Origin of the sequence: Embleya sp. NBC_00888, assembly GCF_045207655.1 — a bacterium.
Classification (GTDB): Bacteria; Actinomycetota; Actinomycetes; order Streptomycetales; family Streptomycetaceae; genus Embleya.
Window position 1 is genome coordinate 5413804 of sequence record NZ_CP108785.1, and the last position, 24160, is coordinate 5437963.

At 69.6% G+C, this 24160-nt stretch carries 23 protein-coding genes and 6 pseudogenes; 14 read left to right on the forward strand and 15 right to left on the reverse strand.

Annotated elements, in window-relative coordinates:
• Positions 1-65: 65 nt before the first annotated feature.
• The 6 genes from OG948_RS58085 to OG948_RS58110 form a co-directional block, all read right to left on the reverse strand.
• On the reverse strand, positions 66-1178 hold the full coding sequence (locus OG948_RS58085) for a glutamate--cysteine ligase (RefSeq protein ID WP_406300938.1): 1113 nt from the start codon (positions 1176-1178) through the stop codon (positions 66-68).
• A gap of 699 nt (positions 1179-1877) precedes the next feature.
• A complete protein-coding gene (locus OG948_RS58090; protein WP_331773135.1) occupies positions 1878-2417 on the reverse strand; it encodes an isochorismatase family cysteine hydrolase in 540 nt (179 codons plus the stop codon).
• 306 nt (positions 2418-2723) lie between these two features.
• Positions 2724-3440, reverse strand: a complete 717-nt coding sequence (locus OG948_RS58095) for a neocarzinostatin apoprotein domain-containing protein (RefSeq protein ID WP_331773136.1) — start codon at positions 3438-3440, stop codon at positions 2724-2726.
• Between the two features lie 186 nt (positions 3441-3626).
• Positions 3627-4259 carry a methyltransferase gene (locus OG948_RS58100; protein ID WP_331773137.1) on the reverse strand — a complete coding sequence of 211 codons (633 nt, stop codon included), beginning with the start codon at positions 4257-4259 and terminating at the stop codon, positions 3627-3629.
• 268 nt (positions 4260-4527) lie between these two features.
• Entirely contained in the window at positions 4528-6249 is a 1722-nt protein-coding gene (gene ctaD / locus OG948_RS58105) for a cytochrome c oxidase subunit I (protein ID WP_331773138.1), read from the reverse strand.
• A gap of 79 nt (positions 6250-6328) precedes the next feature.
• Complete coding sequence (locus tag OG948_RS58110) at positions 6329-6484, reverse strand: hypothetical protein (RefSeq protein ID WP_331773139.1); 156 nt, start codon at positions 6482-6484, stop codon at positions 6329-6331.
• A 758-nt stretch (positions 6485-7242) separates the two neighbouring features.
• Between OG948_RS58110 and OG948_RS58115 the strand changes: the two genes are divergently transcribed.
• The gene (locus tag OG948_RS58115; protein ID WP_331773140.1) at positions 7243-7566 is read left to right on the forward strand and encodes an SH3 domain-containing protein; all 324 of its coding nucleotides are present in this window, start codon (positions 7243-7245) and stop codon (positions 7564-7566) included.
• 332 nt (positions 7567-7898) lie between these two features.
• Here the strand turns inward: OG948_RS58115 and OG948_RS58120 are convergent, their stop codons facing one another.
• Positions 7899-8222, reverse strand: a complete 324-nt coding sequence (locus OG948_RS58120; RefSeq protein WP_331773141.1) for a plasmid stabilization protein — start codon at positions 8220-8222, stop codon at positions 7899-7901.
• 359 nt (positions 8223-8581) lie between these two features.
• On the opposite strand from OG948_RS58120, the pseudogene OG948_RS58125 reads away from it, so the two are divergent.
• The 5 genes and pseudogenes from OG948_RS58125 to OG948_RS58145 form a co-directional block, all read left to right on the forward strand.
• A pseudogene (locus OG948_RS58125) lies at positions 8582-9208 on the forward strand (thiamine pyrophosphate-requiring protein); the annotation flags it as partial.
• 38 nt (positions 9209-9246) lie between these two features.
• A pseudogene (locus tag OG948_RS58130) lies at positions 9247-10116 on the forward strand (helicase-related protein); the annotation flags it as partial.
• A gap of 169 nt (positions 10117-10285) precedes the next feature.
• Entirely contained in the window at positions 10286-10444 is a 159-nt protein-coding gene (locus OG948_RS58135) for a hypothetical protein (protein ID WP_331773142.1), read from the forward strand.
• 39 nt (positions 10445-10483) lie between these two features.
• Positions 10484-10624, forward strand: a pseudogene (locus OG948_RS58140) (helicase associated domain-containing protein); the annotation flags it as partial.
• A gap of 494 nt (positions 10625-11118) precedes the next feature.
• Positions 11119-12678: an asparagine synthase-related protein gene (locus OG948_RS58145; RefSeq protein ID WP_406300839.1), complete on the forward strand. Its 1560-nt coding sequence runs from the start codon at positions 11119-11121 to the stop codon at positions 12676-12678.
• 316 nt (positions 12679-12994) lie between these two features.
• Here OG948_RS58145 and OG948_RS58150 read toward each other — a convergent pair whose 3' ends face one another.
• Entirely contained in the window at positions 12995-13141 is a 147-nt protein-coding gene (locus tag OG948_RS58150) for a hypothetical protein (protein WP_331773145.1), read from the reverse strand.
• A gap of 335 nt (positions 13142-13476) precedes the next feature.
• On the opposite strand from OG948_RS58150, the gene OG948_RS58155 reads away from it, so the two are divergent.
• The gene (locus OG948_RS58155) at positions 13477-13677 is read left to right on the forward strand and encodes a hypothetical protein (RefSeq protein WP_331773146.1); all 201 of its coding nucleotides are present in this window, start codon (positions 13477-13479) and stop codon (positions 13675-13677) included.
• A 91-nt stretch (positions 13678-13768) separates the two neighbouring features.
• Here the strand turns inward: OG948_RS58155 and OG948_RS58160 are convergent, their stop codons facing one another.
• Entirely contained in the window at positions 13769-14263 is a 495-nt protein-coding gene (locus OG948_RS58160; RefSeq protein WP_331773147.1) for an NUDIX domain-containing protein, read from the reverse strand.
• A gap of 156 nt (positions 14264-14419) precedes the next feature.
• On the opposite strand from OG948_RS58160, the gene OG948_RS58165 reads away from it, so the two are divergent.
• A complete protein-coding gene (locus tag OG948_RS58165; RefSeq protein ID WP_331773148.1) occupies positions 14420-14590 on the forward strand; it encodes a hypothetical protein in 171 nt (56 codons plus the stop codon).
• Positions 14591-14683: 93 nt separating this feature from the next.
• Here OG948_RS58165 and OG948_RS58170 read toward each other — a convergent pair whose 3' ends face one another.
• From OG948_RS58170 to OG948_RS58180, 3 genes are all read right to left on the reverse strand, one after another.
• Positions 14684-15811: a hypothetical protein gene (locus OG948_RS58170; RefSeq protein ID WP_331773149.1), complete on the reverse strand. Its 1128-nt coding sequence runs from the start codon at positions 15809-15811 to the stop codon at positions 14684-14686.
• A gap of 227 nt (positions 15812-16038) precedes the next feature.
• Positions 16039-16260, reverse strand: coding sequence for a hypothetical protein (locus OG948_RS58175; protein ID WP_331773150.1), 222 nt, complete (start codon positions 16258-16260; stop codon positions 16039-16041).
• A gap of 99 nt (positions 16261-16359) precedes the next feature.
• A complete protein-coding gene (locus tag OG948_RS58180) occupies positions 16360-16521 on the reverse strand; it encodes a hypothetical protein (protein WP_331773151.1) in 162 nt (53 codons plus the stop codon).
• A 1293-nt stretch (positions 16522-17814) separates the two neighbouring features.
• Between OG948_RS58180 and OG948_RS58185 the strand changes: the two are divergent.
• A pseudogene (locus OG948_RS58185) lies at positions 17815-18733 on the forward strand (zinc-binding dehydrogenase).
• Positions 18734-18805: 72 nt separating this feature from the next.
• Positions 18806-19237: a nuclear transport factor 2 family protein gene (locus OG948_RS58190; RefSeq protein WP_331773152.1), complete on the forward strand. Its 432-nt coding sequence runs from the start codon at positions 18806-18808 to the stop codon at positions 19235-19237.
• Here the strand turns inward: OG948_RS58190 and OG948_RS58195 are convergent.
• The 3 genes and pseudogenes from OG948_RS58195 to OG948_RS58205 all read right to left on the reverse strand — a co-directional run bounded on the left by OG948_RS58195 (position 19155) and on the right by OG948_RS58205 (position 20189).
• On the reverse strand, positions 19155-19502 hold the full coding sequence (locus OG948_RS58195) for a hypothetical protein (RefSeq protein ID WP_331773153.1): 348 nt from the start codon (positions 19500-19502) through the stop codon (positions 19155-19157). The two genes, OG948_RS58190 and OG948_RS58195, sit on opposite strands and share 83 nt — an antisense overlap.
• Before the next feature lie 79 nt (positions 19503-19581).
• A pseudogene (locus tag OG948_RS58200) lies at positions 19582-19728 on the reverse strand (Na+/H+ antiporter NhaA); the annotation flags it as partial.
• Between the two features lie 125 nt (positions 19729-19853).
• Entirely contained in the window at positions 19854-20189 is a 336-nt protein-coding gene (locus OG948_RS58205) for a hypothetical protein (RefSeq protein WP_331773154.1), read from the reverse strand.
• Positions 20190-20203: 14 nt separating this feature from the next.
• Between OG948_RS58205 and OG948_RS58210 the strand changes: the two are divergent.
• The 4 genes and pseudogenes from OG948_RS58210 to OG948_RS58225 form a co-directional block, all read left to right on the forward strand.
• Positions 20204-20839, forward strand: a pseudogene (locus tag OG948_RS58210) (hypothetical protein); the annotation flags it as partial.
• A 62-nt stretch (positions 20840-20901) separates the two neighbouring features.
• Entirely contained in the window at positions 20902-21483 is a 582-nt protein-coding gene (locus tag OG948_RS58215) for a transcriptional regulator (RefSeq protein WP_331773156.1), read from the forward strand.
• Positions 21484-21678: 195 nt separating this feature from the next.
• Positions 21679-23208, forward strand: coding sequence for an ISL3 family transposase (locus tag OG948_RS58220; RefSeq protein WP_331773157.1), 1530 nt, complete (start codon positions 21679-21681; stop codon positions 23206-23208).
• A gap of 98 nt (positions 23209-23306) precedes the next feature.
• Positions 23307-23966 (forward strand): DDE-type integrase/transposase/recombinase, encoded by a 660-nt coding sequence (locus OG948_RS58225; protein WP_331773158.1) that lies wholly within the window; start codon positions 23307-23309, stop codon positions 23964-23966.
• Positions 23967-24160: the final 194 nt, after the last annotated feature.

The window sequence follows — 24160 nt, forward strand, 5'->3', positions numbered from 1 at the left end:
GGTCTCGAGGCACCGTCGGTCGGGGTGGGTCTGTCCGTGCGTGTCTCCCGATGGGGTTGCCGCTTCTACTGGTGGGGTTGTGGGGCCGCGGTCGTCTCGGTGGCAAGCAGGTCCATGAGCGCTTCGGGGCCGCCGCGGCGCATGGCCGCGCGTTGTCGTTGGGCGCCGGTTCCTTCGGCGAGCAATCGGTGCACCAGTGCGGTGACGCGCTCTGCGTCGCCGGCGTCCTCGAGGGCCGGCCGTACGTGGTCCATCAACCGGCCGACCAGGTCCGCGGCGGGGACGCGTTGGGGGATCCGCGGGTCGATGAGCGCGTCGCCCAAGCCGTAGCGCGCGGCGTGCCATTGGGCTGCGGCCAGGAGCTCTGGGGCCGGTCGGGCAAGGGGGGCGCCTGCCGTGTCCTCGGTCAGGGCCGTCGTGATCAACGCACGGACGACCCCCGCGAGGAGCACCGCCTCGTCGACGCGCAGTTGCACGTCCATGGCGCGCACCTCGACGGTGGGGTACCGCTCCGAGAGCCGGGCCTGCCAGTAGATCCTGCCGCGATCTCGCAGCGCCCCGACGTCCCGGAGATCGTCCACGCGCCGGTCGTAGTCGCCGGCATCGGCGAACAGCGGCGGGATGCCGCTGACCGACCAGCGGCCGAAGACGACGGTACGCCAGCCGGCGAAGCCGGTGTCGTCGCCGTGCCACATGGGAGAGTTCGCGGACATCGCCACCAGGAGTGGCAGCCAGGGCCGCAGCCGATTGATCACGGCGACGCCCGCGTCGCGGTCGGGTATCCCCACGTGGACGTGCATACCGTTGATCAATTGCTCGTCGACCGGTTGCGGAGCGTCCGTGTGCAGGGACCGGTAGCGCGGACGTGCCGTTACCGACGCCCGCCCCTCGGAGGCGAAGGCCGCCGAACCGCAAGGCGCGAGCATGCGCCCGGTCTGCTCGGCCGCAGCGGAGACCGCCCGCCGCAGCCGCAGCAGGTGTTCGCCGACTTCGTCGAGGCTCTCGCACACCGGGGTCGCCACCTCCACCTGGACCTGGAGCATCTCCGGTTGTACTTCACCATCCTCGAGCGCGGGCTGTAGGTCGGCCGCCGCACGAACCGCCTCCGCACACGCGACGGGCTCCCCGTCCTCGCGGTTCAGCAGCAGAAACTCCTCTTCGACGTCGAGAGTGACCACCTGCGGCCGTCCCCCGCCCGCAGGTCGGGCCGATCCGGGCACCGGAACCGGCGGGTGGTCTGCGGCCCGGTCGCGCGGGCGGGCGGAATCCGGCATCGTGACTCCTTCGCATGCAGGGGTACACCGCCCACCCTGTGGCAGTCCGCCCATGCGAGACCCGAGAGTCCCGAACGCCGGACCTCGGGCGGGGGAAGGGTGAGGAACCCTATCGACAGGCATCGTGCGCCTGCTGCCTTGAGCGATGACACGGATTCGGACACGTGGGAGGTGCTTATCCCGCACCTGAGGACCGGGATGGCCCAGTGTCTCGTCGAGGCGGCCGGTACTGGGCCACACCGCCGCCGTACCCGGATCGAGCAGATGCCGGCTGCCGGTTTCCGGCCGACGCGATCGACGCCTTGGCGAGGGGCGGCATCCCCCAATGCCGCCGGAGGTGATGGCTGATGCGGATGCGGGCCTGGCAGGTGCCACCGGCCTATGCCCACCACCATGCCTGGGACTGATTTGTCCCGGCGGCCTGACACTCGCCTCGACCCGGGCGGTGGTCGCCGACCGTGACGCCTGTCCGGAGCCGGACCCGCTCCGAGAGCGGCGATCGCCCCGATTGGTTCCGACGGACCAAGTTCATCCGAGCGGGGTGCGTGCCCGGTGTGGTGACAAGGCCGAGGGGCTCCGGATGGCGGGCGCTCGCCCCGGTGGTCAGGAGAACTCGATCCGGTCGGTGGGTAGGACGGTGGCACCCATGTTGCGTTCCATCATGCTTACGGCGGCGTCCGCGAGGTCCGCGTGGATGTGCGCGATCGCGTCCGCGGCCACGGTCACCTCGAAGTGGCGGATGTGGGCGTCGAGCGCGGAGTACAGCACACACTGCTCGGCTACTTGGCCGCAGAGCACGATCCGGTGCACGCCCTGCTGGTTCAGCAGGTATTCGAGGGGTGTCTGGTAGAAGATCGAGTGGCGGGCCTTGACGACGAACATCGAGGTGTCGTCCGGCCGGATCGGCTCGACGAGGTCGGCGTGCCGCCCGTGCAGTGCGGCATCGAGGATCTCGTCATGGTGCGAGCGCCACCTGCCGAAGTTGTCGTTGACGTAGACCACGTCCGCCTTGTGTCCGCGGGCGCGGTCGATCAGCCGCCGCATCGCGGGTAGGGCCTCACGTACCGAGGGGACCAATGCCTCGGCGTCCTCGTGCTCGTAGGCGTTGATCATGTCGATGACGATCAGAGCGGTACTCGGCATCACGAGCCGTCCAACCCGGCGCGGTGACGAACCCGCTGGAGACGATTCGTTCGCGCTGTCGTCTGCACAGTCGACATCCGGGTCCCTTCTTCCGAGGCGAGCGGACGGCTGCCGCAACGGGACGAGTACCCGCCCCGGCGCCGGCAGCACCCGAAGCGGGATCGAGCGAGTCACGCCCGCTCCCTGGAACAGCCCATCTCACTCGCGACCGAAAGCCTCATAACGTCCGCGCACGCGACGCGCCGTTTTTGGTCCCACGCCCATGCCCCAATTCCCAAGTCTCGTGGTCCACGCCCGGTCTCGGATCTACTTGTCGCCGCTGCCTCGTCCCGTACCGGCCTGGTGTCGGTTGCGGACCACGAACACCACGATCACGGCGACGACCGCGATCACGCCCGCCATGATGGCGGGGAGTACCCAGGGGTTCTCGTCGGTGTCGGTGTCCTGTGCACTCGGGGGCGCCGAGTCGGTGGGGGACGAGGGACTTGCCGGCGAGGGCTGTGTGGCCGTCGCGCCGTCGCTGCCGGGCGTGGCCGAGGGGATTGGTGCCCAGGTGGCCGGCAGTCCGGGGACTTCGCCGCGGAACCCGATCGAGAGGTAGCTCTCCTGGCTGCGGTCCCCGCCGCCGCCGACCTTGGTGGTGGCCACGGCGCAGCGGGTGCGCAGGCAGTCGACGGGACCGAACGCGGCGCGTACGCGCAACTCCCGGGCGAAGGAGCCGTCGGTGTCGACCCGAACGGGCTCTTCACCGAGGTCGGTGTCGCATGCCTTGTCGGAGCCCTGGGCGGGGTCGCACGTTTTGACGCGCACCTCGCTGCCGGGCTGGAAGCCGCGGCCTGTCACGGTGATGCGATCGCCGGCGGGGTCCAGTGTGCCGGTGCGGTCGGCGGTCAGGGTCGGTCGACCGTCGTTCGTGGGGAGGGGGGAGGCGTGCGCGAGTCCCGGCGAGTTCGCGAGTGTCCACATCAGGAGGGGCGCGGTGAGGGTGAGGGCGGCTCGAAGGGGACGGCCGGTCGAGGGCATGACCATGATGCTTCCAATCGTTTCGAGTTCGCCGTCGGCCGGTGGGCGCATGGCGGTGCCTTGTCCTGTTTTCCGGGTTAATCCGATTTCCGGGAGTGCAAACGCGAAAGCGTTGATCGTTTCGGTTTCTGCCGATACCCCGAGGGGGCGCGGTCATCCGCGACACGTTGTGGTGTCGCGGGCGGATCAGCCGGAGTGGGGATGCGAGGCCGGGAGAATTCGGGGACCGGGCCGATCCGCAGTCACCTGCGTGCGGTTGACGGTGGAAATGGCTCGGTGGGCGTTTCGTCTTCGGCGTGCAGGCCGAGGGGCTCCAGGAGGCCTGGGGTCGTTCCCGCGCCGCACAGCGCGGAATGCGCGACCAGGAGTGTCCCGCCGGGATTGAGGTGCCGTGGGGCCTGGGTGCACAGCTGGTCCAGGAACGAGTCGTCCGTCGGTGCCTGCGTCCCACGCGCGTGCTCGCCCGTGGGTGGGGGCGTTCTCCTCGGGTGAGGGGACGTACGGGGGATTCGCCAACACCACGTCGAAGGTTTGTCCGGCGACCGGTTCCAGTAGATCTCCGCGCAAGACGGACAAGCGTCCCCGCCGCCAGGCGCTGTTGAGGCGGGTGGTCCACACGGCTTTGCGGGAGACGTCGATGGCTGTTACCGAACACGCCCGGGAACCGGCGGTGGTTGCGGCGAGCGCCACTGCGCCGGTTCCGGTGCCCACATCGAGCACCTGTCCGGCCCGATACGGCCCCTGGTCGACGAAGGCCGACGCCACCAGTCTCGTGTCGGCCTGCGGACGGTATGTTCCCGGCAGCCTGAGCAACCACATCGTTCCCCGGTGCCCGGACCCTCCGGGAGAAAACTTGGCGAGTGGGATACGGGGCCGGGGTGCCCTCGCCGTTGTTCCCGTGGTGGCGAGGACGTCGTCACCTCGCGTCGCGAACACTTCGACGAACGGCGAATGCCGATTCAGGACCCGAAGGCTCGCGCCTCTATTCCTCTACTGCGTGCGCGCCGCGTCGAGTCGGGGTCGGGCCGGCGACGGCGTGCCGCTGGGTGGCGGCCGTCGCCGGTCGAGACTTTTCGGTCCGCGGTTCCTATCTGCCCATCTTGTCGGGGTTGACGTCGAGGAGGCCCTCTCTTCCGCGTTGGGTCTCGTAGTCCAGGACGGCAATCTCGGGGTGGCGCAGGTCGAAGGCCGGTGATTCGGAGCGGATCCGGGGCAGTCTGGTGAAGTTGTGCCGCGGTGGCGGGCAGGAGGTGGCCCATTCCAGTGAGCGTCCGTAGCCCCAGGGGTCGTCCACGATCACCTCGCGGCCGAATCGGTGTGTCTTCCAGACGTTGTACAGGAACGGGAGGGTGGACAGGCCGAGGAGGAGGGAGCCGACGGTGGAGATCGTGTTGAGAGTGGTGAAGCCGTCGGAGGCGAGGTAGTCCGCGTAGCGGCGGGGCATGCCCTCGGCCCCGAGCCAGTGTTGGACGAGGAAGGTGGTGTGGAAACCGACGAACAGGGTCCAGAAGTGAATCTTGCCCAGGCGCTCGTCCAGCATTTTGCCGGTGAACTTGGGCCACCAGAAGTGGAATCCGGCGAACATGGCGAAGACCACGGTGCCGAAGACGACGTAGTGGAAGTGGGCGACGACGAAATAGGAGTCGGTCACGTGGAAGTCGAGCGGGGGTGAGGCGAGGATGACGCCGGTGAGGCCGCCGAAGAGGAAGGTGACCAGGAAGCCGATCGACCACAGCATGGGCGTTTCGAAGGAGAGCGACCCATGCCACAGGGTGCCGATCCAGTTGAAGAACTTGACGCCGGTGGGGACCGCGATCAGGAACGTCATGAGGGAGAAGAACGGCAGCATCACGGCACCGGTGGGGAACATGTGGTGGGCCCAGACGGTGACCGACAGGCCCGCGATGGCGATGGTGGCGGCGATCAGACCCTTGTAGCCGAAGACCGGGTTGCGCGCGAAGACCGGGAGGATCTCGGTGACGATGCCGAAGAACGGCAGCGCGATGATGTAGACCTCCGGGTGGCCGAAGAACCAGAACAGGTGTTGCCACAGCAGGGCACCGCCGTTGGCGGGGTCGAAGACGTGGGTGCCGAACTTGCGGTCCGCCTCCAGCGCGAACAGCGTGGCGGCCAGGACCGGGAATGCCATGATGACCAGGACCGAGGTCAGCAGTACGTTCCAGCAGAAGATCGGCAGCCGGAACATCGTCATTCCGGGCGCGCGCATGCAGATGATCGTGGTGATGAAGTTGACCGCGCCCACGATGGTGCCGAATCCGGACAGGGCCAGGCCCATGATCCACATGTCGCCGCCGACGGAGGGTGAGCGCACGGCCGAGCTGAGTGGGGTATAGGCGAACCAGCCGAAGGCGGCTGCCCCGTCCGGGGTGAGGAACCCGGCGACCGCGATCAGCGAACCGAACAGGTAAAGCCAGTAGGCGAGCATGTTCAGGCGGGGGAACGCCACATCCGGGGCGCCGATCTGGAGCGGCATGATCCAGTTGGTGAAGCCGGCGAACAAGGGCGTGGCGAACATCAGGAGCATGATCGCGCCGTGCATGGTGAAGGCCTGGTTGTACTGCTCATTCGAGAGCAACTGGGTCCCAGGCCGGGCCAGTTCGGTCCGGATCGCGAGCGCGAGGATCCCGCCGAACAGGAAGAACAGGAACGATGTCGTGAGGTACAGACTGCCGATCGTCTTGTGATCGGTGGTGGTCAGCCACTTCACCACGATCGTCCCACGACGAGACGAGCGCGGAGCCGCCGCGTCGGGCGGGAAAGGCGCCAGGGGGGTCTGGACGTCGGTCATTCGTGCTCCACGGAAGAAGTGGCAAGGCAGAACAGGATCGGGGCGGCCGATCGGTGCGCTCGACGGGTGAGGACGTCGTTCACGGATGCCGACGCCGATGCCGGGAGGCCCACGCCATCAGGGGCAGTGCGCCCAGTGCCGCGAGCGACGCAAGGGGAACCAGTACCAGCGGGTGCGACAGCCTGGTCGCCGCCATCACGCCACACGCCACGGCCACGGGAGCCAGGACGGTCACGGCTGCGACGATCCGCAGTTTCGGTACGGGCGTTGTCGCGCCGGCCGGCGCATGCTCATGCGCCCTCGTGCCAAGGCGAAGTTCCGCCACGAGGGCGCACCACGCCCGCCGTTCGCCTTCACTCAGGATCCCGCCATCCACGGCCGCCTCCTCATAGCACCGCGACCACGCGTCACGGCAAACGCGCGGCCCCTGCCCGCGAAGCCACCGATCCACGCGCGGGCGAGCAGAGTTCACCCGACCGGCCCACGGCACAGCCGGGTTCGCCCTTGAAGGTGTCGCGAGCGGCGACCTCGGGCCGAGGGGTGCGCACCCGCCCCGAACTCCTCGTTGTTCAGTGGCGCAACGGTCGATCGCGGCAGGGGAGCGAGGCGGAGCCGTCTGCGGCCCACACGCACGGGTAGCCCTCGCCGACATGGCGCATGAGGAGGGGCTGCACAGCCTGGTTGGTGGTGAAGGGCGACGCGAACGGGGGCGTCGCGACGGTCGCGGCGCGAGACGCAGACGGTCGCAGGAGCGGACACGGGGCCGGGGGCGCCTGGCGGGTGGACCATCGGGCGATCCCCAACGCCGATCATCCGGCACCTGGGTGTGCGCGATACGGATAGTCGGCGCCGGGGCCTGGAACTAGCTTGAACTGCCGACTGTGCTCACGCGGTGGCCGGTGTGCCGCCGCTCCGGGTCGTCCGCGCGTGTGCGGGCGGAAAGGGGATTCGATGAAATCCGATACGGCAAACCGCGAGTACCGAGGGCGATCCATGACGCTTCGACGTCGTCTGGGCATGGCGGCCTCGGCCGCGTTGCTCTTCACCGGTGGCGCCGTCGTCGTGGCTCCCGGCGCGTCGGCCGCGTCGCATCCGTCCTGCGATCAGGACTTCCGGGACCATGTCGTGGAGATTTCCGGCAGCAACGTGCGGTTGCGATCCAAGCCGAGCAGCAACTCCACGGTGCTTCGGCTGCTGCAGAAGGGCGCCGACGTCACCTTGTACTGCCAGAAAGACGCCGGCGAGGCCAACTGGTGGTACTACGTGAAGCACAACGCCAGTGGGGTCAAGGGCTGGGTGTGGTGGGCGTACGCCTAGACATCCGGCTCCGATGGACGGGCGGGTCGTGAGTTCGCGGGCACGAGTCCGCACGCTCCACATCGGACGTTCGTCGTAGCGCACCGCGAAGGGCGGCTTCCGGCCCGGGACTTGGGTCGGAAGCCGCCTTTGTCGTCTGATGCGGAAAACCGGACGCGGGCATGAAGACTGTGTCGGCATCGGATGGTCTGTGCCGAGGCGTCGATCCCCATGGTGAAGGATCCGGTCGTACGATGCCCGACTTCGTCGTCGCACCGCCGAGAGGGCCGGACGCCGCCCCTTCCGACCGCGCCCGGCGTGGCGCCGAGCGGGCCCGCGTCTCGCTCGGCGGGTCAGTGGCTCAGGGCCTGCTGGAGTTGCTTCTTGTTCATCGAGGAGCGTCCCTTGACGCCCCGGCGTTTGGCGTCCGCGTAGAGCTGGTCGTAGGTGGGGCCCTGCGAGCCGCTGTGCGAACGTTGCCCCCCACGTTGGCTCGCCGGCTTGTCCTTGAGCGAGGTACGGCTTGCGGTCTTGGACTCACCGGATTGGGCGCGTTCCTTGTTCACCGTACGGGCCGCGATCTCCTTGGCCCGCTTGGTGCTTTCGCCGCGCTTCTTCGCACTGTCCTTGATGTGCTCGTACTGGCGTTCCCGCTTGGGGCTCGATCCGCTGGGCATGCCGGTCACCTCGAGTCGGGGGAATTCGGACTCCATGCCGCGTACCCGACATGCGTGAGGCTATTCGTGGAGTAACGGATAGCCCGGGATTGTCGGGTGGACAAACGCGGTTACCGTCCCGACTCTGTGCGGCGTGTTACGTCCAGACCGTCGCCCACACACGTGTGCGGCTCCACGGGCACAGATGCCTGCGATGGGACGTCGAGGGCGGAACCTCCGGGCGTCGCCGGCAGCGTCCGGGAAGGCGAGCGCGCGGCGCCCGCGGCTAACCCGCGCCCGGCAGGCGGACCTGGAGTTCCTCGCCGACGACCCGGGTCTCGAAGGCCGGTTTGCGGCGCGGTCGCCGGCCCGTGGACGACACCGTGCCCGAGCAGTTGCCCAACGTGCTGGACCGGGCGGTCCGGATCGCCTACACGCGCCGCACGGTCACGGCCGTGATCATCCCGGCCGATGTGCAGGAACTCGACTACACCGCACCCGGGCACGCCTTCAAGACGGTGCCCTCAAGCCTGGGTCTGTCGCGCTCGGCGCCCGTTCCCTCGGACGAGGACCTGCGGCGCACGGTCGACCTGCTGAACGAGGGGGAGAAGGTCGCGATCCTGGGCGGCCAGGGGGCTCGCGGGGCACGAGCGGAGGTGGCGGAACTCGCCGACCTGCTCGGCGCGGGGGTCGCGAAGGCACTGCTTGGCAAGGACGTGCTCTCCGACGAACTGCCGTATGTCACCGGTTCGATCGGCTTGCTGGGCACCCGTCCCTCCTACGCACTGATGACCGGCTGCGACACGCTCGTATCGATCGGGTCCAACTTCCCCTATTCGCAGTTCCTCCCGGAGTACGGGCAGGCACGCGGCGTGCAGATCGACATCGACCCCTCCATGATCGGCCTGCGCTACCCCTACGAGATCAACCTGGTCGGCGACGCGCGCGAGACACGCGCGCGGCTGCTGCCGCTGGTGCGGCGCAAGAAGCACGGCAAGTGGCGCAAAAGCCCGGTGGCTGGTCGATGGCCCGCTACAACATCGAAATGGGGCCGCCACTGTTCGCTCCGCTGCTGGTGACGACGGTCGGCGGCACGGGCCTGTCGGCGACGGTCCTGCGCCGGGAGGACCACGCACGACCCGCCCACCGGCACGAGGCCGGGGCAGCACACCCGGAGAGCGGGACCGGCGCTTCCCGGGCTACGACGTGCGCAACCAGGCAACTGTGGGCCGGACACGTCCACGGCGAACAATCCACGGCCCGACGCCGCCGCGTCCTGGACCACCTCCGCGCCGCGGACGAACGCGTGGTCGTGGTCGCCAACGCCAAACTCCTGACGGAGGGCGTCGACATCCCCGGGATCGACGCGGTCTGCTTCCTCCACCCCCGCAGCCCGATCGACACCATCCAGGCCGTCGGCAGAGCCCTGCGCCGCGGCGACCGCGGCGCGGACAAGGCGGCGACGATCATCGTGCCCGTGCTGCTGGGCCCCGGGGAGGATCCGGAGACGGCCCTGTCCGGATCCGCGTACGCCACCGTGTTCGCGGTCGTACGGGCCCTGGCCGCCCACGACGACTCCCTCGCCCAGCACCTCGACCGGGCCCGACGATCCCTCGGGTCCTACACCGAGCCCGACACCCGCCGCGGCCTCCCGCAATGGCTGACCTTCCACGGCATCGACGTACCCCCCGGCTTCGCCCACGCGATCACGGTACGAGCCATTCGCGAATCCACCGACTCCTGGGCCGAATACCTGGCCGCCGCCGCCACCTACCGGACCGACAACGGGGGATCCCTGCGCGGTATGCCACGCGGGTGGACCACCCCACGAGGCCTCCCCCTGTGGCGCTGGCTCCAAAGTGTGAAAGAGCGCTACCGCGAAGGACGACTGAGCCCCGAGCAGATCACCGACATGGAAGCCCTGGGGATCGTCTGGAACCCCCACGACCACGCCTGGCGGCAATTCGTCACAGACCTCAAGGCATACCTGGTCGACCACCCCGACCTCGACGTCCCGACCAACTACACCAACCCCGCCGGCCGCAACCTCGGCCAAACGGTCGCGGACCAACGGCCACCCCACCGTGCCCCTCGACCACGTCACCGCCGACGGGATCGAACTCGGCAAATGGCGCGCCATCCAACTCGAGGCACTCCGCCAGGGCACCATGCCACAGCGGCGCATCACCCTGATCAAGCAACACAACCTCCTGCAGGACGCCCGAGACGTCGAGTTCCACTGACACCTCGCAGCCCTGCGCCTGTAGGTCGCCAGGGAACACCACGCGAAAGTCCCCGGCGACCACGTCGAGACCGGGATCCCCCTCGGCCGGTGGCTGATCTACCAAAGGGTCCGCTGGCGCAAAGGCTTTCTGGACCCTCGACGAGCCGCCCTGCTACAGGCCCTCGGTGTACGCCCGTGATTACGCGACCCAATGACCGCGCCCACCGTCGACGAACACCGACCGTCCCGGCCCGAGAGGGGCGGCGCCTGCGGGACCGCGAACGCCCGGGCACGCCCCGCTGCCCCGAACACCCGGGCAAGACCGCCGAACGTCGACCCTGCCACGGCCGCAGCGTGCGCCCGATCCCATGCGCCGGCTTGACCACACACCGAACCGAAGGACAACGAGCATGCGATACACCACGGGATGGGTCGCGGGAACAACACCGATCTCCGCGTACGCCCCCGCGGGGGACACGAGATCGACAAGGACCTGTGGGCGGTGGGGCATCCCGATGCCGACGTGAGGGTGGTCTCCTCACGGGACGGGACGGCGACACTCCACTTGATCGGTCACTGCCTCGCCACCGCGACGCAGGCACGGGAGGCGGCCGACACCGCCGCCGCGGGATCGTGGCGTGACGCGATGCGCCTGCCCGGCTCCCACCTCACCGCGATCCGCACCCCACGCGCGTGGTGGGTGGCGGGGGACCGGGCCGGCGCGGTCCCCCTGTTCTGGACCCCCACCGCCGGCGGAACACTCTGGTCGACCCTGGCCACCCCCTCGCAGCCCTCGCCGGCACCGGCGCCGACCTGCCACTGCCGGCCACCGAACTGGCCGTCACCGGCGTGGACACCCTCGCGCACCAATCCCGGTTCCAGGCCGTACGCCGGGTCCCGCCCGGATCCCTACTGATCATCACGCGCGACAACGGCGCCGAACCAGCCACACACGTCGCACCGACCGCCTTCGGACGAACCCGCGCCCCCTCGTCCTTCGACGAAGGCGCCGCCGATCTGCGCCGAGCCCTCACCGAGGCGACCTCCCGCCGCGCCCGGCACGCCGAACACGTGACCTGCGACCTCTCCGGAGGCCTCGACAGCGCCTCCCTCGCCTGCCTCGCGGCAGCACACGGACCGGTGGACGCGGTCACCTTCACCGACGACCGCACGACCGTCGAAGACGACCTGCGCCACGCGTGCCGCGTCGCGGCCGAGACCCCCGGCATCACCCACCACATCGTCCACGGCCCCACCACCGCGCACTTCGACCACCTGGACGACCTCGCCGCGCTGCCGCGCACCGACGCGCCCGCCGCCACCCTGACCCGACTCGCCCTCACCAACGCACGGTTCACAGCCACCGCCATCGGCGGTTCGACCACGCACCTGACCGGACGCGGCGGCGACACCATCCTGCGCTCGACCCCCACCCACCTGATCGACCTGCTCCGCGACGGCTACTACCGCGTCGAAGCCCTGCGCCGCATCACCGCGCACGCGCGCACCCACCGCCTCGCCACCCACCACGCGATCGCGGACGCGACCAAAGCCGCCGCCCGCACATACCCCCGAGCCCTGAGCCTGCTGGCAAACGCCCTGGAGAATCCGGACCCACGCCCCCGCCGCCCCGCACCGCTGCGCTGGTGCGGCACGACCGCGGCAGCCGGGTGGCTCACCCCCGACGGCCGCCGCGCCGCCGCGACCCTCGTGGCCGACCGAGCCCACCACGCCTGCGCGGACACCCGCGCGGCCGAACTCCACGACCGCCTCGCCCTCGAACGCACCGGCAACCGCCACGCCACGTTCACACAGATCGCCCACCACCGATGGGCGACGACCGTACACGCGCCGTTCCTCGACACGACCGTCGTGGACGCCGCCCTCGCCGTCCCCGGACCCGAGCGGGAAAGACCCGGACAGTCCCAACCCCTGCTGCGCGCCGCGCTCACCGGCCGAATCCCCCCATGGCTGCCGAGCCGCGCCACGAACACCGCCGCCACCGCGAACATCCACGCCGGCCTGCGCCGCAACGCGCCCGCCCTGCGGGCGCTGATCGCCGGATCCGCGCTCGGGCGGGCGGGCCTGGTCGACCCCGCTCGCATGCTGGGCGACCTGGAGAAAGCCGTCCACGGCATGCCCGCTCCGTCGACGCACCTGCGCGACCTGGTCGTGGCCGAGGTTTGGCTCGCCACGCTCGACGACACCCGCGCCGGCTGGTGGCAGGACAAGGACAGCGGCGCGCATCCGTGAACCCGTACCCGCACGCCGATGTCACGACGGAGCGGAACCCGTCCCGGCCGGCCCGGCCTGCGGGACGTCGTTGGCGTTGCGGCCACTCCGACGCGGCACGGACCGGTTCGGGGGGTCGGCCGGTTGTGCCACGCGTTGCCCGTCTGCATTCGCTCCGGCCGGGTTCGCATCCACAACAACGGCGACGTCCGTGGTGGTTGTGCCTTGGGGCGAGCGGCGGTCGCGACTTCGCCGCAGGACGGTACCTGCCTTCGACATCGACTCCGATCGAGCCGCTGAGGCGCGTATCGGCCGGTGCTGTGCGTGCCGCGCAGGGTCAGGGGGCGGGGCGGGTGAACAGTCCGCGTCCGGCCTTGGCGGCGCGTCCGTTCCTGACCAGGGCTTCGGTGGTGGTCCGCACGTTTTCCATGCGGCTCTTGGTGGGGTTCTCGCCCAATGCCTCGGTGAGTCGGCGGACGTTCATCGGTTCGTCGGAGTCCGCCAGAACGGCGGCCAGTTCCTCGCGCAGCCGACCGCGAGCGCGCGGCCCGGCCGGTACAGGCGTGGCTTCGCGTCTCTGGGAGCCTTCGAGCGCGCGGCGCCGTTCGTGGCCGCCGCAGGTGTGGAAGCGGTGCGCGCGGTGCCCGATCGGGCTCGGGGGTGCGGTGTGGCACCGCGGCGACGCTCGGATGCGGACCGCCCGTCGGCGGCGGCGAGACCCGCCCTCGATTTCGGGGGTTGGGCGAGGGGAGTCGGGGGCGTGGCCTCCCGGCGTGGGCGTGGGCGTGGCGGGGCGGTGAGAGGCCGGATAAGGGCCAGGTGCGCCACCGCCTGGCGGCGGGCCTCCAACTGGGCTTCCACTTCGGCGAGCTCCCTCTCCAACTCCTCGCGGCGCACGGCCAGTTCCTCGACTTCGTGTTCCAGCGTCACGAGCAGTTCCCGAACCGACGACGCCATTCGGCGACTCCCTCACTCGACTCCCCGGCAGGCGCGACGGTCCGCGCCCGGATGCGCACATGATGACCGGCCGAGACACCCTGTGTGAGCGAAACACCCGATTCCGCCATGACCGGATGCACCGACCCGCCCGGCCCTCGACGGGCGTGGGTGCTCAGTTGGTCTGGAACTCGCCCGTATCGCGGTATCGGCGGTGCATCGTCAGGACCGCGACAGTCGGGCCGTGCAGCGGCCCCGGCGGTTCGGCGGGGTTCGCGAACACCGCCTCGGTCACCTCCCCGGCCTCCAGAGCGAGATCACCCGCCCATCGCCGGGCCTCGAAACACATCGCGAAGCAGTGCGTGACATCTCCGTTGGGATACCGCACCACGTGCACCCCGGGATCCGACAGACAGCCGAACGCCCGAAGATCGGCAACGTCCACCCGAAGGCCCGTCTCCTCCGCCAACTCCTGCGCCGCCGTCGAGGCGAAGCTGCTGCCCTCTTCACAGGCACCCGCGGGGAACTCCCACAAACCCGTGTCCGCCCGCCGCTGGAACAACACCCGGCCGAGTTCGTCGACCACTACCACCTGCGCACCGGGCACGAGCAGCAGCCGTGACCCCACGCTCTGACGCACCGACCACAGGTAGGAACCTACATACGACATGCGACCCCAACTCTCCGAAGGACATGACAAGGCATCATCGCCTGGTGGTCTGTACCTCCTGGGTGGAGTCCCGTCTCCGGCACCCGAAGTTCGGTTCTGCTTCCCCGCTGCCCCGAGCTCGACACCACTGCCGACCGTGTTCGGACCTTCGCCGAGATGACGACCGCCCGTACCGGCCGCAATCAGCTGACCGGCTGGATCGACCGGGTGAAGGTCACCGGCCCGCCCGAGTTGGTGTCGTTCGTGAACCGGATCGTTTCTGATCTTCGGGCGGTGGAGGCGGAGTTGAGTCTGCCGTTCGGCTCGGGTGCGGTGGAGGTCGGGTGAAACCGGATCATTATGTGGAATCTGAGCTGTCAAGCCCGAGCGGTCCGGTGCACGCACTATCAGGGTGCGAGTTCCGGTTACGCTGTTGGCTCATCAAGCCTGTGACGCTGAGATACGTCGTCCGAGGGCGACCATGTGGCGCATGACGGGGGTCGGGATGAGCGGGTTGTGGGCGGCGTATTTGGCGCTGTGGGCGTCGAGTAGGAGCCTGACGAGCGCATCCGGCGGGAGGGACGGGTTCTTCCAGGCCCGCCGGCGCACGGCCTGGTCCGGATCGGCGATGAGCCGTCGCAAGGAGTCCGGCGAGAGCCGGAGGTCTTCACCGGCGGCCATGCGAACGAGCGGGTCTGCGTCCCGGCTCAGCTGCTCGATCACGGCGCCCGTGGCCGCGGGGTCGTCGAGTGCGATTGCCCGCAGGCGCGGGTTCGGGTCGGTTGCGTAGCGCAGCAGGCCGTCGCGCGGGAAGTTCGGGTGGCTGCGCGGCCGGCCCGGGAAGGAGAGGCTGCCGTCCCACCACGATGCGACCTCCAAAAGCATCTCCGGCGGCGCGTCGTCACAGGACTCGGCGAGGAACAGCCGTACAACGCGGTCCTCATCGCGAGCGAGCAAGGCAGCCACGTCTTCGGGGAGGCGCGCTGCCCGCGCAACGCTGCGGCGCACGAGCAGTTTCGGCGAAGCCGCGAGCCGGCGCATGGCTTCGGCGTCGTCGTGGAGGGCACCGACCCACCACAGCCCGGTCGTCTGGCCGTCCGGATCGATATCGGGTACCTCAGCGGCTGCGGCCGCGATCTCATCGGGGGTCGCAGGCGGTGTGGCATCGGGGTGCGGAGCGCGTCCGATGCCGCGGCCGCCGCGCGAGAGCCGTCGTGCTGCCAGGTTCTCTTCCGCGAATTCGGTCAGCAGCTCTCGCTCGCGCGGACTCTGCGCGGTGGCGATCAGCCGTTCCCACTGATCCTCGGAAAGGCGGCCGCATTCGGCGGCGGTGGCGCGTACACGCCTTGCGGTGTGGACGACTGCCGCGTCCAGGACGTCGGGTGGCAGGTCCTCACGCCACAAGAGACCGGGTTCGTCAGCGTCCAGGAGGTCAAGGAGCACGTTCACGGGTGCCGCGCGGTTGAAGCAAAGCCCGGACAGCCACGAGATCCCCACTTTACGCTCGACGTCGCTGGTTGAAGTGAGCGTGAGCCAGGCGTCGGGCGCGTCGACGAAAGTGTCTGTCACCGGGGAAGGCTAACGCCCGTGCGGTTCCTCCGGCACGGCCGAGTCGGCCGCGCCGGAGGACGCCGTCGGTTCCGGTGGATCACACCGACGATCGGCAAGGGCTTTACACCAGCCGGGACCGCGAGCTGGCGCGGAGTCGGGCCGGCGGGCGTGCACGTCGGCGAGCCGGTCGAGCAAGGCGTCGAGCGCGGCGTGTCCGTCGTCGACCGCGGCCCTTTCGTCCTCGGTCAGCGGGATGGGTTCTCCTTCGCTTCGAGCAGTTGGCCCTTGCTCGAGTGCTTCGGAGTGTAGAAGTCGCATTTCGCGCAGGCCACCCGGTGCCGGCACTGCTCGAAGAACGTGTAGGAGCAGTAGCCGTGTCCCAGGTCGTAGTACTGCCACGGTTCGCCGCCCGAGGCGGCTCCCGAGGTGACGGTGTCGCGGTCGACCAGGACCTCGATCGTGCGCACGTTGCGGGCGAAGCAGCCGGCGTCGTCGTAGGCGCGGGTCAGCGTCGTGGGACTGATCTGGGCGTAGTAGGCAGTGGATTGCGGTGAGCGGTGTCCGAGTCAGGCCTGCAGTTCGAACAGGGTCATCGGCTCTTTTGCGTTGTAGAGCCGGCTTGCGATGGTGGAGCGGGCGCGGTGGCTGGTGATCGTGCCGCGTACATCGGCGGCCGGGAGCCCGGCCTTGCGGCGGAGCATCGGGATGACGGAGTTGTTGATATACACGACCGATACCCGGCGGCACGGACAGCGAAGAGCATGTCTGCAAGCTCGCCGGTGCGTCGGTCGAGGAGGCTCGGCTGGGCAGGTTGCACGGCCTGCCAGGCGTCGATGGCCTGGCGCAGGATCGGGTCAACGGGCTGCTGAAGGCGGTGCCGGTCTTGTGTGCCGGTACGTCCAGCAGACAGACGGCGTCGTCGACCAGAACATCGGCGTCGCCGGCGATCGGGCGCCCGTCGTGTTGCCGGCGGATGTAGCCGGTGCGCAGCCGGACGATCTCATCGGAGCGCTGGCCGGAGAAAAGCCAGGTCAGTGTGACCGCGCGGACCAGTTCAATGGGGTAGAAGGACCCGGCTTGGGTCACTGGCAGGTCCGCCTCGGTCAGGTTCAGTCCGGCCCACAGGAGCTTGGCCCAGACCTCGTCGGCGATCACACGAGGGTTCGGGCCGAGGAGTGCACGGATGCTGCGCGGGGTGGCCGGCACCCGGTAGGGGTCGAAACGGCGCGGCAGCCACTCCCACTCCTGACAGTCCACGAAGAACCGGCGCAGCGCGGAGATTCGCCCGGCCTTGGTCGGAGCCTGCAGCGGCTTGCCGAGCTTTCCCCGCAGCCCGACAGTGCGCTGGACATGGTCTCCCACGCTCATCCGGTCCAGCGCCGCGACCCACGTCGCGCACGTCTGCCGAGTCCAAGCAGTCGGGTCCTCGGCCTCTGGGCACTGATCGGCAGCCCAGCGGCCGACCTTGAGTGATCCAGAACCGAAATTGAGCCGCCGCCGACACCGGATGCGTCCGGAACTCCGCGGTCGGCGTTTCTCATGGACCCTCCAGGAGTTGAGAAGGAGCGCGTCAGCCGACGGTCCGCGAGTCGATCATCGACCGGGGCTACGACTGGGGCCGTCACAGTGGCACCCGGCCACCTCGACATGAATGGCATCGGCAGACCGCTCGGACACTCCTGTGGTGGATTCTGCCGATTCCACAGCCGTACGTACGGAGCGGGGGGACCGCACGACATCGTCGCGCGGACGTCTTCTCGCTGCGGATGCCCGAGAGGCGGCGACATGCGGATGGACATCACGTCGGCGCCTCGGACGCCCTTCCAATCGGCCACCAGCCGCCACGCGTCCTGCGGTCGACCGGGAGCGGAGGGACGCCTGGTATCCCCTTGGAACAGGGGCGACAACCGATGGTTGTCGTAAATCTCCGGGAGTTGTTGGACCGCCGGCGCGCGCTGGTCTTTGCTGGTCGCACACCGGGCCGCACGCCGCGGCCGACGTTATGACGAGGTGGGATTCTCGTGAAGGCATTCGTGGCGACCGGGAACGCGGCATCGCACATCACACTCGGTGACGTCGAGCCGCCGACGCCGCGACCCGACGAGGCGCTGGTGAAAGTGGAGGCCTTCTCGGTCAATCGTGGCGAGACGTTCCAACTGGAGAATCCGCAGCCCCACTGGCGTCCCGGCAAGGACGTGGCGGGCCTGGTCGTGCAGGCCGCGGCGGACGGATCGGGGCCGGGGGTGAGCTGCCGCGTCGTCGGACAGACCACAGGCAGGCTGGGCCGAATACGTCGCCGTCCCCACGTCCTCGCTCGCGGAGCTCCCCGACAGCGTCGCCGCGGTGACGGCGGCCGCGCTCCCGCCGGCCGGACTCACCGCCTTGAGGCTGCTGCGCACCGCGGGCTCGGTCCTGGGCCGCCGACTGTTGCCCACCGGTGCCTCCGGGGGCGTCGGGCACTACCTCGTCGAACTCGCAGCGGCGGCAGGGGCGGATGTCACGGCCGTGACCGGTTCACCGCAGCGCGGAAGACGTCTGCTCGAACTGGGTGCCGCCGAGACGGTGCACACAACAGCCGACGCGGAAGACCCTTTCGACATCGTCCTGGAGTCCACGGGTGGTGAAGATCTGCCCAGGGCCCTTGCGCGACTCAAGCCGCATGGCACCCTGATCTGGTTCGGGCAGGCCAGCCGGACTCCGGTCACCCTGAACTTCTTCGACTTCTTCAGCGGTCCCGAGTCCGCCACCATCCGGCACTTCCATTACGACCACTTCGACACATCCTTCGGCGAGGACCTCGACACGCTGGTCCGGCTGGTCGCAGCGGACCGCCTGCACCCCGAGATCGGTCTCGTCGCCTCCTGGAACGACACCGCCGACGTCCTGACAAGGCTCCGCGACCGCAAGATACGCGGCAACGCGGTCCTCACCGTTTCCTGACCACCGGCGTCTCGCCTCGGCACGACTCTCCCGGCGACACCCGACATTCCGACACCCGAAGGAGCAGCCACCATGGCCGCATCGCTCGACCCGAAGACCGTTGTCACCCGCTACGTCGAGGCCGTGCGCGACGTCGACGTCGACGTCATGCGCGACAGCTTCGCCGTGGACGCGGCCTGGACGTTTCCCGGAAGCCTGCCGATCTCCGGCGTGTGGGAGGGGCGCGACCACATCATCGACGACTTCCTGGGCGGCATGGGCACGCGCCTGCAGGCGGGCGCCCCGCTGGTCATCGCGTTGACCAACATCGTCGCGGATGGGGAGCAAGTGGTCGCCGAATGGACCTCGGACGGCACCGCTGCGGGGGGCGCGGCGTATCGCAACCGCTGCATCGGCGTCTTCGTCGTCCGCGACGGACGGATCACCTCGGTTCGGGAGTACGCCGACACCCACCACGTGGCGTCCGTCCTCTTCGGCGACGCGAACGAGTCCACGGCCCGGTGAGTCCCTCCGCCCGGGAGCGCCACAGGCTCCCGGGCGCCCCGGGACGGATCGACGAGCCCGTGCGTTCGGTGATCACGCCGGTCCTCCCACCTGATCGGATGCTCGCGTGCGCGTCGGCTGTGCCAGGCGCCGGTGGTGGCGGTTGCGGGTGCCCAGGACGGCGGCGGCGAGCAGGCACGGTGGAGGCGAGGAGGATGGCGCCCTTGGCGTCGGTGAGGTGGGCGTCGTCGGTGTAGGAGAGTTCGGCGACCAGCAGGGAGACCATGAAGCCGATGCCGCCCGTGGATCCCGACGCCCGCGATGTCGGCCCAGCTGAGCTGCGGGTTGAGGCGGGCGGGGGTGAAGCGGGCGGTCAGCAACGTGGCGCCGAAGATGCCCGGCAACTTGCCGCCGATCAGTTTGGCGAGGATGCCCCAGGTGATCGTGCTCGTCCGGAAGTCGCCCGCCCCGGACAGCGAGGTGCCGCCGCCAGCGGCGGCGAATACCGGCAGTGTCCACCCCCAACTTCACTACGTGCTCGGTGCCGTCGATCGCAATGGTTTCGACGTGCGAGCGTGTGACCCTTCAGGTGCCCTTCGCGCTCGCTGAACGCGGTCGCGGCGGCCATGGTCAGCGCTCACCGGTCCGGCGCCCGCACAGGAGCGGGCGCCTCCACCGGCCCGGCCCCGAGCGCGGACAGCGCCCGCTGCTGCGCCTCGGACAGCCCCGCCCATTCCCGGAGTTGCCGTGTGAGCCACGCGCCGACCCGTTCGCCGCCGGCCGTGTGACCGGGCGTCAGTTCGGCCAGGGATCCACCGTCCGCGAGGTGCATCCGTACGACCGCGAGCATGCGTTGCCAGTCCATCGACCACCGGTCCGTCACGTTCTCGCGCCCCATGGGGTTCCAGTCCGGGGCGATCGCCGTGAGTTGTTCCCACCGCTCCGCCCAGCGCTCGGGGTCGCCGATCCTCAAGCGGGCGACGGCCGCTCGAGCACCGCGCCGGCCCGGAGTGGGACGACTTCGATGGACCGCGAGGGCGCAAGCGTCGCCGCGCCGGGATCTACCTCGTCGACCCTCCGGCCTGGGAGCACGAGACCCTGCCCAACCCGCTGGGCGACCGGGACGAGCCCGGCCCGCTGTGGATCACCGACCCCACCCCGCGGCTGCTCCTGCGGTGCGCGTCGCCCGCCTACGGCAACCTGTGCGAGGAGCCACACGTCCTCGAATCCTGGACCGCCGTCGCCACCGAGAACCTCCTCGAGCGGTTGCGGACTGCGTTGCGCGATGCCCGCGACGCGGCGATCGCGGAGGGGGACGACGTGACGTTGGACCATGTGAAGCAGATGTACGCCAAACTCGTGTCCACGATGGGTGGTTCGAACTACAACCGGGAGATCAACCGCCCGGACTGGATGCACGTCATCCGCTCCCAGGCGTTCTCCAACCTGTGGGTGAAGGCGTTCAAGGCCCACCGGGGCGGCCTTGCCGTGGTGCGGGTGATGGGCACCGACGAGCTCCACCTCACCGGGGGCGACTGGCGCACCGTGTTCACCGAGGGACGCGGTGTGGGCGACGTGAAGATCAAGGACACGTACATTCTCCAGACCAAGGACAAGAGTTGACAGCCCGCCCCACCGACCCCGCCGAGCCCACCCCCGCCGCGCCCGAGAGGACCTGACCGCGGATGCCGTACCGTTCCCTGGAGCCCGGCAAGTACGGGATGCGCGGCATGCGCGCCTCCGCCCTGGCCGCCGAGCGCCTGGACGAACTCGCCGACGGCATCACCTCCCCCGTCGACAGCGAACGCGGCCTCGCCGCACGGCTGCGCTACCTCACCGCCTCGGGAGCCGGCTACACCGCGATGGACGCGGCGGGCATCGCCGTCACACCGCGCACCCTCGCCGCCTGGCTCGCCGAGGACCAGACCCCGAACCGGGCGAACCTGCGCCGGATCGAGACCGCCTACCGGGACCTGCGCCGCCGCAACGTGGTCCGCTCGCTGACCAACCGTCTGAACAACGGCGGCCGCGGCACCCGGGTAGAACTGCATGCGCACGACCAGTCCGGGGTGCGCGACCGGCACCGCCGGACCGGCGTGGCCGGGCACCGCAGCGTCAACGTCCGCCGATGGGACGCCATCGTCCGCGCCTGGGCGGCCGGCGACGAACACGCCCTGGACGAGTTGTGGACCGACGAGGCCCTGGCCGACCTGGGCTCCGACTGGGGCGGCTACGAATACGCCTCCGGAGTCGGATTCGCCGCCTGAGGGCAGTTGTAGGGTCTCAGCCCGCGTGTCCTAATCTCACGACCCATGTCCTATGCATGTCCCTTCGTGAGACTACGCAGGTCAGTGGGTGTCCTGGGGAGTATCAGGATTTAGGCTCTTACAAGATTTTCGTAGCCGGTGATCGCCAGTGCCCGCAGGGCGTGACACCGGGGCCGCGCGGCGAGATGCTACGGGGTGTCTGACGAGGTTTTGGACGTGTTGCTGCCGCAACTCAAGACGGTGGTGGCCGAGTTGGTCGAGGCGGTCGACGGTGTGGTGGTCGTGACCGCGCGAACGCGTGGCGGTCCGGCCCCCTGTACGGGCTGCGGGCGGTCCTCCGACTGGGTGCACAGCCGCTATCAGCGGCACGTCGCCGACGAGGCGGTCGGCGGTCGGCCGCTGCGGATCGACCTGACGGTGCGCCGGTTGTACTGCGAGAACCCGGACTGCCCGAAGGCCACCTTCGCCGAGCAGGTCGACGGGCTGACGCGGCGCTACCAGCGGCGCACCCCGGCCCTGCAGCGGATCGTCGACGCGGTGGCCGTGGCGCTGGTGGGCTCGGCCGGGGCCCGCCTGCTGGGCGTGCTGCACCATGTGCTGTCCTGGGCGAGCGTGCTGAACTGCCTGATGCGGATCACCGTGCCGGACCGGCCGACCCCGCGGGTGCTGGGCATCGACGAGTTCGCACTGCGGCGCGGCCACCGCTACGCCACGATCCTGACCTGCGCCGAGACCGGAGAGCGGATCGACGTGCTGCCCGACCGGAAGAAGGAGACGGTCGTGGCGTGGCTGGCCGGGCATCCCGGGGTCGAAGTGGTGTGCCGGGACGGGGCGGGCGGCTTCGCGCAGGCCGTCACCGACGCCGACCCCACGATCGTGCAGGTCGCGGACCGCTGGCACCTGTGGCACGGGCTGGCCGAAGCGGCCCTGAAGGACGTCGGCGCCCACAGCGCCTGCCGGGCCAAGTACGGTCCGCCGCTGCGGGAGGGCAAGCGCGCGGAGACCACCCGGGAGCGCTGGCGGCAGGTCCACGCGCTCCTCGACGCCGGCGTCGGACTGCCGGAGTGCTCCCGCCGCCTCAACCTCGCGCTCAACACCGTCAAGCGCTACGCGCGCCACACCGAGCCCGACCACCCGGTCAAGGCCCCGCAGTACCGGCCCACCCTGATCGACCCCTTCCGCGACCACCTGCGTCGACGCCGGGACCAGGACCCGGCCGTCCCCACCACCCACCTCCTGGCGGAGATCCGGGAACTCGGCTACAGCGGCAGCGCCAACCTTCTGGTCCGCCACATCACCCAGGGCCGCGTCGAGGTCGACCACGCCCGCCTGTCCCCGCGCCGCGCCACCGGCCTCCTGCTCACCCACCCCGACCACCTGGACGAGGACCGGCGCACCCTGCGCGACCAACTCGCCGGAGCGTGCCCGGAGATGACCACCCTGGCCGACCTGATCGGCGGCTTCGCACACCTGCTGGATCCGGCCCCCGGCAACGCCACCGCACTGACCGGCTGGATCACCCGCGTCCGCGCCGCCGACCTGCCCTTCCTGCACTCCTACGCCACCGGCCTGGAACGCGACCGCACCGCCGCCGACGCCGCCCTGACCCTGCCCCATCACAACGGGCGCACCGAGGGCGTCAACAACAAGATCAAACTGCTCAAGCGGCAGATGTACGGCCGCGCCAAACACCCGCTCCTACGCCAGCGCATACTGCTCAGCTGACATCCGACCGAGACGATCACCGGCTACGAAAATCTTGTAAGAGCCGCTGGCCTGTACAGACCCAACGCCGGCGCCAGGCCACCCACCCCGCCAGGATCGTGCCCGAACTCGTCGCCGACGCTCCCTCCCAGGTGTTCACCTGGGACATCACCAAGGTCAGGGGACCGGCGAGAAGCGAGTGGTTCCACGCCTACGTGATCATCGACATCTTCAGCCGATACGTGGTCGGCCACACCGTCGAGAGAGCCGAATCATCGGACAGGGCAAGGGAATTCATCGCCGAGACCATAGAACGCAACGGCATCGTCCCCGCCACCGTCCACGCCGACCGCGGAACGTCGACGACCTCGCGGAACGTCTCCCAACTGCTCATCGACCTCGGTGTCTCCAGGAGCCACTCGCGGCCGAAGGTCTCCAACGACAACCCCTACAGCGAGGCGAACTTCAAGACCATCAAGTACTCGGGCGACTTTCCGGCATCCTTCGACTCGCTCGCCCACGCCCGCGAGTGGTTCGAGGCGTATGTGTCCTACTACAACCACGAACATCGGCATTCCGCGATCGGCTACCACACACCGGCGTCCGTGCACTTCGGCACCGCGGGACAGGTCCGCGATCAGCGCGCGGTCACCCTCGCCCGGGCATACGCCGCCCACCCCGAACGCTTCGGGCGACGCCCCAGACCACCCGGGATCCCCACCACCGCGTGGATCAACGACCCCGCCAGACGCAAGGAACCCGAACCACACAGTTCATAGCCTCATAGGCGTCTCATTGGACTTGAAATCTTCCGCCACGAGGCGCCTGCGCCTTGAGCCGGGGAACGAGGGAGTTTCCGGCACGGGCGGGTGACGCCGGGGCGTCCCTACTGCAATTTCAGTAGACGGTCGTGTGATTTCAGTAGGTCGCAGTGTCTGTAGCAGCATGACGACGGGACGGGTCCTCCAGAGCG

Coding starts and splice junctions, on each gene's coding strand:
- OG948_RS58215 (WP_331773156.1), top strand. CDS start 20,902: ATGCCGTACCGTTCCCTGGAGCCCGGCAAGTACGGGATGCGCGGCATG.
- ctaD (WP_331773138.1), bottom strand. CDS start 6,249: ATGACCGACGTCCAGACCCCCCTGGCGCCTTTCCCGCCCGACGCGGCG.
- OG948_RS58160 (WP_331773147.1), bottom strand. CDS start 14,263: ATGTCGTATGTAGGTTCCTACCTGTGGTCGGTGCGTCAGAGCGTGGGG.
- OG948_RS58115 (WP_331773140.1), top strand. CDS start 7,243: ATGACGCTTCGACGTCGTCTGGGCATGGCGGCCTCGGCCGCGTTGCTC.
- OG948_RS58165 (WP_331773148.1), top strand. CDS start 14,420: ATGACGACCGCCCGTACCGGCCGCAATCAGCTGACCGGCTGGATCGAC.
- OG948_RS58120 (WP_331773141.1), bottom strand. CDS start 8,222: ATGCCCAGCGGATCGAGCCCCAAGCGGGAACGCCAGTACGAGCACATC.
- OG948_RS58190 (WP_331773152.1), top strand. CDS start 18,806: ATGGCCGCATCGCTCGACCCGAAGACCGTTGTCACCCGCTACGTCGAG.
- OG948_RS58095 (WP_331773136.1), bottom strand. CDS start 3,440: ATGCCCTCGACCGGCCGTCCCCTTCGAGCCGCCCTCACCCTCACCGCG.
- OG948_RS58195 (WP_331773153.1), bottom strand. CDS start 19,502: ATGGTCTCCCTGCTGGTCGCCGAACTCTCCTACACCGACGACGCCCAC.
- OG948_RS58100 (WP_331773137.1), bottom strand. CDS start 4,259: ATGTGGTTGCTCAGGCTGCCGGGAACATACCGTCCGCAGGCCGACACG.
- OG948_RS58150 (WP_331773145.1), bottom strand. CDS start 13,141: ATGAACGTCCGCCGACTCACCGAGGCATTGGGCGAGAACCCCACCAAG.
- OG948_RS58090 (WP_331773135.1), bottom strand. CDS start 2,417: ATGCCGAGTACCGCTCTGATCGTCATCGACATGATCAACGCCTACGAG.